Origin of the sequence: Streptomyces sp. NPDC002088 (assembly GCF_040296605.1) — a bacterium.
Taxonomy (GTDB): domain Bacteria; phylum Actinomycetota; class Actinomycetes; order Streptomycetales; family Streptomycetaceae; genus Streptomyces.
The window spans coordinates 279,861-292,807 of sequence record NZ_JBEOXO010000009.1 but is presented as its reverse complement, the minus strand read 5'-3'; the positions used below and the strand labels follow the sequence as shown (position 1 = coordinate 292,807).

At 70.0% G+C, this 12,947-nt stretch carries 10 protein-coding genes; 5 read left to right on the top strand and 5 right to left on the bottom strand.

Going from position 1 to position 12,947, the window contains the following annotated elements:
- The first annotated feature begins 39 nt into the window (after positions 1 to 39).
- Positions 40 to 609 (top strand): hypothetical protein, encoded by a 570-nt coding sequence (locus ABT114_RS21850; RefSeq protein WP_502988357.1) that lies wholly within the window; start codon positions 40 to 42, stop codon positions 607 to 609.
- 20 nt (positions 610 to 629) lie between these two features.
- Here ABT114_RS21850 and ABT114_RS21845 read toward each other — a convergent pair whose 3' ends face one another.
- Positions 630 to 1,160: a DUF2165 domain-containing protein gene (locus tag ABT114_RS21845; protein ID WP_351144467.1), complete on the bottom strand. Its 531-nt coding sequence runs from the start codon at positions 1,158 to 1,160 to the stop codon at positions 630 to 632.
- Positions 1,161 to 1,405: 245 nt separating this feature from the next.
- Here ABT114_RS21845 and ABT114_RS21840 point away from each other — a divergent pair, with 245 nt between their 5' ends.
- Positions 1,406 to 2,524 (top strand): ADP-ribosylglycohydrolase family protein, encoded by a 1,119-nt coding sequence (locus ABT114_RS21840; protein ID WP_351144466.1) that lies wholly within the window; start codon positions 1,406 to 1,408, stop codon positions 2,522 to 2,524.
- 27 nt (positions 2,525 to 2,551) lie between these two features.
- Here the strand turns inward: ABT114_RS21840 and ABT114_RS21835 are convergent, their stop codons facing one another.
- On the bottom strand, positions 2,552 to 4,132 hold the full coding sequence (locus tag ABT114_RS21835) for a sodium:solute symporter family protein (RefSeq protein ID WP_351144465.1): 1,581 nt from the start codon (positions 4,130 to 4,132) through the stop codon (positions 2,552 to 2,554).
- Between the two features lie 159 nt (positions 4,133 to 4,291).
- On the bottom strand, positions 4,292 to 5,083 hold the full coding sequence (locus tag ABT114_RS21830; RefSeq protein ID WP_351144464.1) for an SDR family oxidoreductase: 792 nt from the start codon (positions 5,081 to 5,083) through the stop codon (positions 4,292 to 4,294).
- 77 nt (positions 5,084 to 5,160) lie between these two features.
- Between ABT114_RS21830 and ABT114_RS21825 the strand changes: the two genes are divergently transcribed.
- The gene (locus tag ABT114_RS21825; protein WP_351144463.1) at positions 5,161 to 6,000 is read left to right on the top strand and encodes a hypothetical protein; all 840 of its coding nucleotides are present in this window, start codon (positions 5,161 to 5,163) and stop codon (positions 5,998 to 6,000) included.
- Between the two features lie 41 nt (positions 6,001 to 6,041).
- Here ABT114_RS21825 and ABT114_RS21820 read toward each other — a convergent pair whose 3' ends face one another.
- Positions 6,042 to 7,946 (bottom strand): DUF8823 domain-containing protein, encoded by a 1,905-nt coding sequence (locus ABT114_RS21820; RefSeq protein ID WP_351144462.1) that lies wholly within the window; start codon positions 7,944 to 7,946, stop codon positions 6,042 to 6,044.
- A 194-nt stretch (positions 7,947 to 8,140) separates the two neighbouring features.
- Positions 8,141 to 10,738: a D-alanyl-D-alanine carboxypeptidase gene (locus ABT114_RS21815; protein WP_351144461.1), complete on the bottom strand. Its 2,598-nt coding sequence runs from the start codon at positions 10,736 to 10,738 to the stop codon at positions 8,141 to 8,143.
- A 225-nt stretch (positions 10,739 to 10,963) separates the two neighbouring features.
- Here ABT114_RS21815 and ABT114_RS21810 point away from each other — a divergent pair, with 225 nt between their 5' ends.
- Together ABT114_RS21810 and ABT114_RS21805 are read left to right on the top strand one after the other, a co-directional pair.
- Positions 10,964 to 11,716: a GOLPH3/VPS74 family protein gene (locus ABT114_RS21810; protein WP_351144460.1), complete on the top strand. Its 753-nt coding sequence runs from the start codon at positions 10,964 to 10,966 to the stop codon at positions 11,714 to 11,716.
- A gap of 243 nt (positions 11,717 to 11,959) precedes the next feature.
- Positions 11,960 to 12,817 carry a helix-turn-helix domain-containing protein gene (locus ABT114_RS21805; RefSeq protein WP_351144459.1) on the top strand — a complete coding sequence of 286 codons (858 nt, stop codon included), beginning with the start codon at positions 11,960 to 11,962 and terminating at the stop codon, positions 12,815 to 12,817.
- The last annotated feature ends 130 nt before the right edge of the window (positions 12,818 to 12,947 follow it).

Below are 12,947 nucleotides of genomic sequence, written 5' to 3'. Positions count from 1 at the left end.
CCGACCCCCGGCGTCGGGGGTCGGAGACTGAGGAGATGCGTGCCCGTGCCTGCCCGACGGCTTCCCTCGTGGGCCTGGGTCACCGGCCTGACGGCCGGGGCGATCGCCGTGGTCACCGTCCTGGCCATGCAGGCGGACCAGGGTTCGCGCCCCGTGGCCAAGGCGTCGTCCCGCCCGAGCGCCTCGGCGTCGGCGAGCGCGCACCCCACGCCCAAGCCCACGAAGACCGCCGCGGTGCCCGACGGCTCGGGCACCGGGCGCCGGATCGTCTACTCCCTCGGGCAGCGGCGCGTCTGGCTGGTCGACGCGAGCAACACCACGAGCCGCACCTTCACGGTCTGGCCGGGCACGGTCAGCCCCGCCACGGGTACCTACACCGTCTCGGTCCGCAAGGACGCCACCACCGGCTCCGACGGCGTCCAGATCGAGCACATCATCTACTTCGCCGCCGCGTCCGGCGTCAACGTCGCCTTCTCCAACGCCGTGGACGGCTCCTCGCCGCCGCCCGCCTCGGGCACCCAGACGGGCGGCATCCGCATGCCGAAGGCCGACGGCACGGCGCTGTGGGCGTTCGGGGCGACGGGCACGAAGGTGACCGTCGTCACATAGCGCCGGTCACATAGCGCCGGTCAGAGAGCGCCGTCCGTCTCCTGCCCGTGCTCACGCAACGGCAGCTGGACGACGAGCAGCACGACCCCGCTGAACAGGAAGGCGCGGGTCGCGGCGTCCAGCCCGTTCCAGTCCTCCGACTGCCACATCGCGAACCACTCCCCGCCGATCGCGATGAACCCGGCGCCGAAGAGCAGCATGAGCATCAGCAGCCCGTACGTGGAGAAGCGCCGCGCCCGGCCGTAGTCCCGTCGCCCCCAGAACCAGGTCCCGGCGACGAGTACGAGTGCCGCGGCCGTCTCCCACGCGATGATCGCGACATACGCCGCGTCCTGAAGCCCCTTGCTGGTGACGGCCCGCCACATCAGGTCGTCGTCCTTGAACGTCGTGTCCATGGCCAGAACATGCCGTACGAACTGCTGGTTGGTCCCGAAGTCGGTGATGTTCCCGAAGGCGACCAGGGCGGTGTAGAGGGCGACGGTGGCGGTGAGGAGGGTGGCGGTGAGGGCGAGGGTGCGGGAGGTGGGGGTGTGAGAGGTGGGGGTGGTCATGCTCATGATTCTTCCCGTCCGGGGCAGCCGCCTCGCGTCGCCATTGAGCCAGATTCGCGCCCTGCACGCCCCGGCATTCGCGCCATGTGTGCCCTGTCCGTCATGTCACCTGTTCCAGCCGAAAACTGACCGCAAAGGACCACTCAGGTCACTCCCCGCATACCGATCCGCCCCTGATCCGCCCGTTCCAGGTCGATTACAGTGCTGAGCTGTCGTACATACGGACGGTGCTGCGGGAGGTCTTGGTGGGTGCGACGACCGGCGCTGTCTGGGGCCGTGCCGAGCAGCAGGACTTTCGTGGGCGGGTGCGGGGCACGTTGCTCGGCGCGGCCCTCGGGGACGCGCTGGGGGCGCCGGTCGACGGGCTCGGGATCGACGGGATCCGGGAGGCCCACGGGGCGGAGGGCGTCGTCGATCTGGCGCCTGCCTACGGGCGGCGCGGTGCCGTCACGCATCTCACGCAGCTCACGCTGTTCACGGTGGACGGGCTGATACGGGCGCAGGTACGGCGCGACACCGGGGCCTGGCATCCGCCGACCGACCTGCACCGGGCGTATCTGCGCTGGGCCGCGACCCAGCGCGACTGGGGGCCCGACGAGCGCCGCAAGGACGACGGGTGGCTCGCGCGCGAGGAGTGGCTGTATGCGCGACGAGACCCCGCCCGGGCCCTGCTGCTGGGCCTCGGCGACGAGACCATGGGCACACTGGAGGCGCCCAAGAACCCCGGCGAGTCCGGTCCGGAGGCGGCCGCCCGTTCGGCGCCCTTCGGGCTGCTGGTGGGCTGGGAGCCGCAGTTGGTCGTGCAGCTTGCCGTGGAGTGCGCGGCGCAGACCCATGGGCATCCCGCCGCCTGCCTCTCGGCCGGCGCGTACGCCGTGATCGTGCACGGGCTCGCCCGGGGCGAGAGCCTCGACGGGGCCGTGCAGCATGCGCTCGCGCTGCTCGCCGCACGCCCCGGACACCAGTCGGTCTCCAGCGCGTTGCAGCATGCGCTGGGCGCGGTGCGGCAGGGGATTCCGACACCGGGGAGGGTGGAGGAGCTGGCGGGCGACGGTACGGCGGAGGGGCTGCTGGCTGTCGCCGTCTACTGTGCGCTGGTCGGGGAGGACGTCCGGCACGGGCTGCGCCTTGCCGTGAACCAGGGCGGTCCGTCCGGGTCCGCGGGCGCCCTGGCCGGCGGGATCCTCGGTGCCCTGCACGGCGAAACGGCCCTCCCCCCGGCCTGGCTGGCCGAGCTGGAGGGCCGTCCCACGATCCTGGAACTCGCCGACGACTTCGCGATGGAGATGACCCAGGGGCCCGCGCTGCACGGCCCGGCGGGGGCGTCCCCGGGGTGGCTGGCGCGGTACCCGCGAGGGGCCTGAGCCCCCGGCTGTCATCTCACCTCGACCTCACAGGCCGGCGTCGTCCTTCACCGCCGTACCGACACCTCCGCTCGCCGGAGCCGGCACCGGTGCCGCGGCCGCCGCACCGTCCCCGTCCGAGTTGACCCGCTCGATGATGGCCAGCCGCTCCGGGGTGTCCTCCGGCTTCACGAAGCCGATCAGGATGTAGAGGACCAGGGACACCACCAGCGGGACCGACACCTGGTACTGCAACGGCACCCCGCCGTCGACGTTCCAGCTGATCGGGTAGTTGACCAGCCAGAAGGCCAGCAGGCCCATCGCCCAGCTGGTGAGCGCGGCCGTCGGGCCGGAGCGGCGGAACGGGCGCAGCAGGCCGAGCATCATCGGGATCGCGATCGGTCCCATCAGGCCGGCCACCCACTTGATGACGACCGTGATGATGTCCTTGAAGGTGGGGGAGTTGACCTGTGTGGCCACCGCCATCGACAGGCCGAGGAACACCACCGTCGTGACCCGCGCGGCGATCAGGCCCGACCGCTCGCCCCACTCCCGTGCCCTCGACGACAGCACCGGCGCCACGTCCCGCGTGAACACGGCCGCGATCGCGTTGGCGTCGGACGAGCACATGGCCATCGTGTGCGAGAAGAAGCCGACGATGACCAGGCCCAACAAGCCGTGTGGCAGCAGCTGTTCGGTCATCAGGCCGTAGGAGTCGGAGCCGTCCGGCTTCTGCGCGGTGACCAGCAGCGGTGACATCCACATGGGGAAGAAGAGGACGACCGGCCACACCAGCCACAGGACGGCGGACAGGCGGGCCGAGCGTTCGGCCTCCCGCGGGCCGGCCGTGGCCATGTAACGCTGGGCCTGGTTGAGCATGCCGCCGTTGTACTCGAAGAGCTTGATGAAGAGGAAGGCGAGCAGGAACACCGTGCCGTACGGGCCGACCAGCGGCTTGCCGTGGCCGTGCAGCGCCGGCTCGTCCCAGGCGCCGAAGAACCCGATCCCCTTGTCGTTCAGCTTCAGCACCACCGCGACGAACATCGACACGCCGGCCAGCAACTGGATGATGAACTGCCCCAGTTCGGTCAGCGCGTCCGCCCACAGGCCGCCGATCGTGCAGTACACGGCCGTGATCGCACCGGTGATCAGGATGCCCTGGTTCAGCGACACCCCGGTGAAGACGGACAGCAGGGTCGCGATCGCCGCCCACTTCGCGCCCACGTCCACGATCTTCAGCAGCATGCCGGACCAGGCCAGCGCCTGCTGCGTGGGCAGGTTGTAACGGTTCTTCAGGTACTCCAGCGGAGAGGCCACATGCAGCCGCGACCGCAGCCGGTTGATGCGCGGCGCGAACAGCTTCGACCCGATGGCGATGCCGAGCGCGATCGGGAAGGACCACGTCACGAAGGACGTCACGCCGTAGGTGTAGGCGATGCCCGCGTACCCGGTGAACATCACCGCGCTGTAGCCCGACATGTGGTGCGAGATGCCGGAGAGCCACCAGGGCATCTTCCCGCCGGCGGTGAAGAAGTCGCTGACGTTGTCCACGCGCTTGTGCGACCAGATGCCGATCGCGACCATCACGCCGAAATAGCCGACGAGCACGGCCCAGTCGAAACCGTTCATGTGCCCCCTTCCAGAGTCCGTCGCCAGGGTCAGGCATGTGAACTCTGGGTTCGCGGGCATGTGCACGGCAAGGATGGGGTAGGTCAAGGGGAAGTAAATTCGTTCTTTCGGATGACCTGGATTTATGTATGTGAACCTCTCGTTGCTGGAAGGGGGCCCTCAGCGCATCAGCTCCCCCGCGTTGACCAGCAGCGACTGCCCTGTGATCGCCCGCGCCCGGTCGGACGCCAGGAACACCGCCGCGTTTGCCACGTCCCCGTCCGACGCCAGCTCCGGCAGCGCCATCCGCCCGGTCAGCCGCGCGAGCACCTCGCCCTCCGGCACGCCCTCCGTCTGCGCGGTGAACTGCACGTACGCCTGCACCGGCGGCCCCCACATCCAGCCCGGCAGTACGGTGTTGACCCGGATTCGGTAGGGCCCCAGCTCCCGCGCCAGCGAGTACATCGCGCTCGTCAGCGCCCCCTTCGAGGCGGCGTACGCGGCCTGCCGCACCTGCGACGGGGCCGCCACCGCCGACTGCGTCCCGATGAACACCACCGAGCCGCCACCCCTGCCCGCCTTCAGCCCCGGCAGACACGCCCGCGTCATCCGCAGCGAGCCCAGCAGGTTCACGTCGAGCACCGACTGCCAGGTCGCGAAGTCCGCATCCTCGAGGCCGCCGAAGTAGGAGTCCCAGGCCGCCACGTGCACCACGGCGTCGATCCCCCCGAACCGCTCCGACGCCAGCTCGGCCAGCGCCTCGCACTGTCCCTCGTCGGTGATGTCGGTGGCCCGGTACACCGTGTGCGCTCCGTCCGGATCGATCTCGGCGGCGCTCTTGGCGAGGTTCGCCTCGGTGCGCGCCCCGAGGACCGCGTTCCCGCCGTCCCGTACCACGGCGGCGGCGACCTGATGGCCGAGACCGGCCCCCACCCCCGACACGACGACGGTCTTGCCCGCGAGCAGTGACATGAGAGCCCTCCCTGACCCTGGCGCATTAACTGACGGAGCGTCAGAGTATGGGCGAGCCGCCCAGGAAGGGGAAGAGCATGAGCGAGGAGACCCGCAGCGAGACGTACGCCGAACTGGCCGCCGTAGGACCGTACGGCGTCCGCCCCGGCCACGCCCTGATCACCATGGTCGAGCCGCACCCGGGCCACGAATACGCCTACAACCGCTGGTACGAGGACGACCACTACTACGCCGGCGCGATGGCCATGCCCTGGATGTACGCCGGCCGCCGCTGGGTCGCGACCCGGGATCTGCAACTCCTGCGCTACCCCGAGAAGTCGGCGATCGCCCAGCCGGTGACCGCCGGCTGCTACCTCTCGACGTACTGGATCACCTCCGGCCGCTACGACGAGCACATGAAGTGGACCGTCGCGATCAACAAGCGTCTCAACCGGGACGCCCGCGTCTACCACGACCGTACGCACGTCTTCACGGCGTTCCAGGACCACGAGACGACGGTGTACCGCGACGGAGCGGCCGGTCCCAGGAACTACCACGCCCTCGACCACCCCTACGCGGGCCTGGTGGTGCAGGTGGTCGACACCGGGGCGGCGGAGCGGCGCGCCGAACTGGTGGACTGGCTCCGCACCCGCCACCTGCCCAGGCGGATCGCGGGCTCCCCGGCCGCCATGGTGACCGTCTTCCGCCCGACCCCCCTCCCCGGCGACCGCATGACCTACGTCAAGCAGGTCGAGGGCGTCGACACCCGGCTGACCCTGCTGTGGTTCCTGGAGACGGATCCACGGGAGTGCTGGGAGGACCACTTCACCGACCTCGACGCGGCGGTCAGCGAGTCGGGGCTGGGGACGGTGGAGCTGGTGGCACCCTTCATCCCCACGGTGCCGGGCACGGACCGGTACGTCGACCAACTGCGTTGATCACGCCGATCCACGCCGATCCACGCCGATCCACGGCACGGTCACTTCAACTCGTCCGGACACGGAGTGCCCCGCGGCAGCTGATACGGCGCCGCCAACCGGTACGTCCCCGGCTTCGGCGCCAGCAGCGCCGTCCACCTGTCGCCCTCCGCGTCCTCCTCCGTCTCCATCAGGCAGCCGTTGACGTTGTCGTACGTCTTCGGCGTGTCCTCGGCCCGGTGCTTGGACGCCTCCGTCTCCTGCGGCGGCTTGAGCTTCTTGCCGTCGGCGTCGACGATGCTCAGCCACGGCGAGTACGGGATGCGGATGAGGATGCGGCCCGCCTTCTCCACCTCGATCGTCAGCTCGACCTGCTCGGCCTTGTCGACGACGGCGTTCGGCTCGGCGAGCGGCGCCGGGTCGGTCACCTGGAACAGCTGCCAGTTGGCGTCGCCCCAGACCTGCTTCAGATACGGCAGCCCGCGCTGCACCAGCTCACGCTCGCGCTGCCCGCCGTCACCGTCGGGCTCGTCCTTGGGTACGACGACGAAGTGCACGGCCCACCGCTGGAGCCACTCGTGGTAGTTCGCGGAGTTGAGCGTGTCGTCGTAGAAGAGGGGGTTGCGCTCCATGTCGGCCTGACGGTTCCAGCCGCGGGCCAGGTTGACGTACGGGGCGAGGGCGGAGGCCTCGCGGTGGGAGCGGGCCGGTACGACCTCCACCCGGCCCTTCTCGGCGCCGACCTCCTGGAGCTGGTTCACCAGGGGCGCCAGCTCGCGCGCCCAGGACGCCGCCGGGGTCGTGTGGATGATGTCGTCGACCGACTTGAAGCCGATCCAGCCGACGAAGCCGACGAACGCCACCACGATCGCGTACCACTTGCGTGAGCGCGGGACCGCGAAGGGCAGGGCCGCCACCAGGGTCACGCCCGCGAACAGCATCGCCAAACGGGTGATGTTGGAGCCGATCTGCGAGCTGATCAGCCACACCAGCAGCACTGCGAGCCCGTACACCGCGGCCGTGATCCGGACGGTCTTCCACTCGCGCGGAACGACGGCGAAGATGATCGCCGAGAACAGCAGCGGCAGGGACGCCGAGCCGAAGGACATCGGCTGGGTGCCGGAGAAGGGGAACAGCCAGGCGGAGAGGGCGACGACCGCCGTCGGGGCGAGGCCCAGCGCCCACGCGCCCGGCCGCCGCTTCTGCAGGAACAGCGCGACGGCGACGATGCCCACGAAGAGCCCCGCCACCGGCGAGCCCATCGTGGCGAGCGCGGCGAGGGGCGCCGCGCACAGCGCCTTCGCCCACCGCTTGTAGCGCCATCGGTACGGCCAGCAGAACACGACGGCGACCGCGGCCAGCGCGAACATGTTGCCGAGCCCGAACGTCACGCGCCCGGAAGCCGCGTTGCAGAGGAGAGCGAAGACACCGGCCAGCGAGGCCCACAGGGGGTTGCGGACCGACCGGCTGCGCAGGAGGACCAGGGTCAGCAGCCCGGCCGACAACGTCCCGGCGATCATCATCGTCGTACGGACGCCGAGCACCGACATCAGATACGGCGACACCACGCTGTACGACACCGCGTGCATCCCGCCGTACCAGGCGAGGTTGTACGCCGAGTCCGGATGACGGCCGACGAACTCGGCCCACGCGTCCTGCGCCGCGAGGTCCCCGCCGCTGTTCGCGAACGTGAAGAACCAGACGATGTGCAGGACGCCGGCGAGGGCGGTGACGGACAGGACGGGGTGCTGGAGCAGACGCTGCTGGAGGGCGTGGGCGGCGGTGCGTATCCGGGTGCCCCCGCCGTTGCCGCCGTTGCCGCGGAGGTCGCTCGTCCTGGGTTCAGGCAGTGGTATTCGCGGGCCGGCGTCCGTTCCCGGAGCGGCGTCCGCTCCCGGGCCGTCCGCTCTCCGGCCGTCCGTTCCCGGACCGGTGTCGTCGGCGCGTGTCGGCTCCGCTGTGGTCACCTGAAGGCACTCCCCGTGTCCCGTCTTCTGTTCCCGGCCGCGACCCGTTCTCCCCGGCTTCACGGCGGCGTTCCCGCGACAGGCGACCTGTCCTGTTTCGTGACGCTAGCACGCACCCCGCCGGTGGGCTCCCGGGCGGGTGCCACACGACGGGGTGCGCTGGTACGGAGTTGAGGGGCGCGCGACGGGCGCGATCAGCCGAGACGTGTCAGCTTGCTCGTGAAGCCCGGTTCGGCCAGGTCCGTCTGCAGGGCCACGGGAACCTCGACCGCGTCGCCCGAGCCGTCGCCGACGGTGAGCGTGCCCACCTGGGTGCCGGCCTTCGCGGCATGCGGTACGTCACCGGAGTCGAAGGTCAGCTTCACCTTCAGCCCGGCCCAGCCGACCGCCGTGACGTCCTTGCTGACGACGACCGGCGTCCGACCGCCGAGCTGGTCGTCCACGTATCCGACGACGTCGCCCTTCTTCAGGATCTTCGCCGAGGTCATCGCGTCCTGCGCGGCGAGCATCGCGGTCTTGCTGACCGCGTTGACGGTGTCGATGATCGGCGCCGTGTGCTGGCCGAGGATCGCGCCGACCAGAGTGACCGTTTCGCCGCCGACCTCCTTGGTCGCGGCGAACAGCAGGTTGCCGCCGGCCTTGGTGGTGGTGCCGGTCTTGATGCCGAGGGCGTTGTTGTACGGGACGAGCGCGTTGTAGTTGCGCCACTTCTGGCCCGACGGGTCGGTCCAGCTCGGCAGCTTGGTGATGTCCATCAGGGCCTGGATCTTCACCAGCTCGTGTCCCAGCTTCACCTGGTCCTCGGCGGTGGAGACGGTGGACTCCTTCAGGCCGGAGGCGTCGGTGTACGTCGTGTTCGACATCCCGAGCTCCTTGGCGGTGGCGTTCATCTTCTTGATGAACGCCGCCTCACTGCCCGCGTCCCAGCGGGCCAGCAGCCGCGCGATGTTGTTCGCCGACGGGATCATGACGGCCGACAGGGCCTGCTTCTCGGTGAGCTTGTCGCCCTCCTTGACGGTGTTGAGCGTGGACTCGCCGTCCTTGTCGTAGCCGCCCTCCTTCTCGGCGGTGGCGTCGACGGTGATGCTCGCGCCCTCCTCACCCGACTTCATCGGGTGGTCCTTGAGCACGATGTACGCCGTCATCGCCTTGGCGACCGAGCCGATGGCCACCGGCGTCTGCTTGCCGAAGTCGCCCATCGAACCGATGCCGTTGACGTCCATCCAGCCCTGGCCCTCGCTCGGCCAGGGCAGGTCGACCTTGTCGCCGTCGAAGGTGTACGAGTCCTCGGCGGTGAGCGTGAGCGCGGTCGCGGGCAGCGGGCGTACGGCCTGCACGATCGCAAACACGATCGCCAGCAGGATGACCAGCGGCGTCCAGATCTTCACCCGGCGGAAGGTCGTCCGCAGCGCCGTCTCCGGGGGCCGCGGAGTGTTCGTCAGCTCGGCCAGCAGATCCAGCGGCGGCTTCGGCGGCAGCGGCTGCTGCGTGGTCCGCTCCGGCCCGACCTGCGGCACCGCCGCGGTCTCGTCCGCGCGGGCCGGCACGACGGGCTTCGGCTTACGGGTCTCCGGGGCGTCCAACGGCCTGAGGGCGACGAACTTGCTGGTGCGCTCGGGGTCGGACTCGGGGGCCTTCGCCGGGGTCTTCGCCGGGGCCTGGGCGGGGGCCTTTGCCGGGGCCGTGGGGGGCTTTGTGGCGCCGCCCAGCTTCAGCATGGTCGTGGGCTGGTCGACGGCGGGCTTGTCGGGGCGTACGAGTTTGAAGACGGCGGTGGGCTGGTCTACGGGGGGATTGGGGTCGGAGTCGGGTTCGGGATCCGACTCGGCGTCGGTTCCGGAATCAGTCCCGGCGTCGGTTCCGGGGCCGGTCTTGGCGTCGGTTCCGGGGCCGGATTTGGCGTCGGTTCCGGAGTCAGTCCCGGCGTCCGGCTCGGAGTCGGTTCCAGAGTCGGTCTCCGCGTCCGAGTCTGCGTCCGAGTCCGAGTCCGGCTCGGAGCTGGTCTCCGTGTTCGCGTCCGAGTCCGCGTCAGGCTCGGAGCTGGTCTCCGTGTTCGCGTCCGAGTCCAAGTCCAAGTCAGGCTCGGAGGCGGCCTTCGGAGCGGCCTCGTCGGCGCCCTCGGCCTCACTGACGGGAGCGGCCACCTCGGAACCCTCGGGAGTGCCCTTCGGGGCGCCTACGGGGCTCTCAGGGCCCTCGTCGGCACCTTCCGCGTCCTCGGCGTCCGTGGCCGACGTCTCATCGGCCTTCCCGTCGGCCGTCTTCTGGCCGGCGGACCCCACCCAGGCCGCCACGGCGGCCCGCAGCCGCGCGTCACCGTCCACGTCGGTGTTGTTCCCGCCGTCGTCCGTGTCGTCGTCGCCGGAGGCGTCCGTGCCCTCGTCCTCCGCCGACTCCGCAACTGCCTCGACGTCGGCCTCCTCGGCCGTCTCGACGCCGGCCGTCTCGTCGCCCGTCTCCTCCGCCGACTCCGCGACCGCCGCGTCGCCGGCTTCGTCGGCGTCGGTCGCCTCGTCGCCCCTCGCCGAGGCGTCAGCCGGCGTCGAAGCGTCAGCCGTCGCCTCGGCGTCAGCCGTCTCCGCGACGTCCGTCGCCAGCTCCCGTACGGAGAAGATCTTCGTCGCGGTGTCGACCCCGCCGGACGCCGACTCCCGCGTCACCGAAAGCCGAGGATCACGCACCTCGCCCCGAGCCTCGGGAACCGCACCCGCGCTCCCCGACGTCGGTTTCGTCGACGACTCGCGCTGCTTCGACCTGTCGGGGGACTCGCCCGCCACCGATGCCTCCTCCATGCGCCGCACGCCGTCCGTGCGGCTACCGAACCGTGTGAACCGCCCGCCCGTGACACCGCTCACCACGCTGTCCGAACCATGTACCAGTGTCCTGTGTGAGGGCTTGGCTCCTGCGGTAGGACGAGAACGACATACCTGCCGGTTCCCTCACGAACCGGTCACGCACCCTCGACAGACCAATGTGAGAGGGGTCACCCTGTCATTCATCCACGCGGGGAGGCATGGATGGGCAGGAGCCGCAGAACAATTCCGGAGGAGCTTCTGCTGCTGGCACTGGACCCGACCACGGGTACCACTGCACAGCCGCAGTCGCTCGACCTCGGTCTGGCCGGAGCACAGCTAGTGGAGCTGGCGCTGGCCGGACGGATAGCCCCAGACGGGGATCGTATCGCCGTGGTGGTACCACGGCCGACTGGAGATCCAACTTTGGACTGTGCGTTGGAGTTGCTGCGCAGGCGCGGCGCTCCCGTGCGGGCGGTCAACTGGATTGGCGGGCCACGACTGGGGCTCCGTCAGACCTACCTCTCGCATCTGGAGCGGTGCGGCATGGTGCATGCCGTGGCCGGTCAGATGTGCGGGGTGCTGCCGACGACTCGCTACCAGGCGACGGACACCGACATCAGCCGGGAGATCAGAGCCCGGCTGGACTCCGCGATCCGCACCGGCGTGCCGCCGGACCCGCGGACCGCGGCGCTCGCCGCACTGGCGCACGCGGTCGGCCTCGGCAAGCACCTGTATCCGGGTAACGAGGGACGTTCGTCCCGCTCCCGGCTGCGGGACCTGATCAGGCACGACCCCATGGGCGGCCTCGTGGCGCACGCCGTGATGGACGTCCAGAGCGGCGTGGCACAGCCGCGCCGCAACCCTGCCCCGGCCGGCCGCCAGGCCGGAGCGGGAGCCAGGTCCGCGCCGGAACCCGCTCGTGGTGTTCCGTCGCAACCGCGCCATGGTTCCATGGCACGCGCCGTGGCCCACTGAGCCGCGGTCCCACGGCGCTCAGACCCGGTACGGGAGCCGCTGGTGGAGCGGGGTGGAGAGACCGCATGGTCTCGCCACCCCGCTCCATCGCATCCGGAACCGGTACGCAACTCGCACGCAACTGGCGCGTACCTGCCGCATATCCACCGTTTGCCAGCGGTAAGAAGCATCTTGGTGGCAATCTGCTCAACAGCAGATACGCAAAGTGGCAAGTAGAGGCACGCAGCCGGAGGTGCACGTCCCGTGGCGTCCAATGTCAATCCCACTGTCAGGCGACGCCGGCTGGGCCAGGAGCTTCGCCGGCTCCGTGAGCTCAAGGGCATGACGGCCGAAGAGGTGGCCGAGCGACTGTTGGTGTCGCAGTCGAAGATCAGCCGGCTGGAGAACGGCCGGCGCAGCATCAGCCAGCGTGACGTCCGCGATCTGTGCGGGGTCTACGAGGTGGAGGACGTCCGGATCGTCGACTCGCTGATGCAGATGGCCAAGGACTCGCGCCAGCAGGGCTGGTGGCACTCCTTCGGGGACATCCCGTACAGCGTCTACATCGGCCTGGAGACGGACGCGGCGAGCCTGCGGGTGTACGACCCCCAGGTCGTCCCGGGCCTTCTCCAGACCCGGCAGTACGCCGAGGCGCTCATCGCGGGCGCGTTGCCGGAGACGGCGCCGGCGGACATCGAGAAGCGCGTACAGGTGCGGATGCGCCGACAGGAACGAATCTCCACCCCCGAGAACCCGCTGCGCCTGTGGACGGTCCTGGACGAGGCGGCGCTGAAGCGGGTGGTCGGGAACAAGTCCTTGATGCGGGACCAGCTGGAGCACCTGGTCGAGCAGTCCCAACTCCCGCACGTCACCGTGCAGGTGATCCCCTTCGACATGGGCGCGCACCCGGGCCTGAACGGCCAGTACGCGATCCTGGAGTTCCCCGACGCGGCGGACTCCAGCGTGGTCTACATCGAGGGCGTCACCAGCGACCTGTACCTGGAGAAGGCGAACGACGTCCAGAAGTACAGCGTGATGTACGAGCACCTGCGGGCGCAGGCCCTCAACGTCGACCAGTCGCGCCAGTTCATCGCGGACATCGCGAAGGAATACGCGCGTTAGAGCGACGCCAGAGTGAAAGGTGCCGCACGGTACACCTTCCACCGCCCGGGATGGAAGGCCCCGCTGGAATATGCCATCCAGTCGAGTGAATGGCCGCTTCGGGAGCGGATGTTGGCGAGTAGCGTCGATC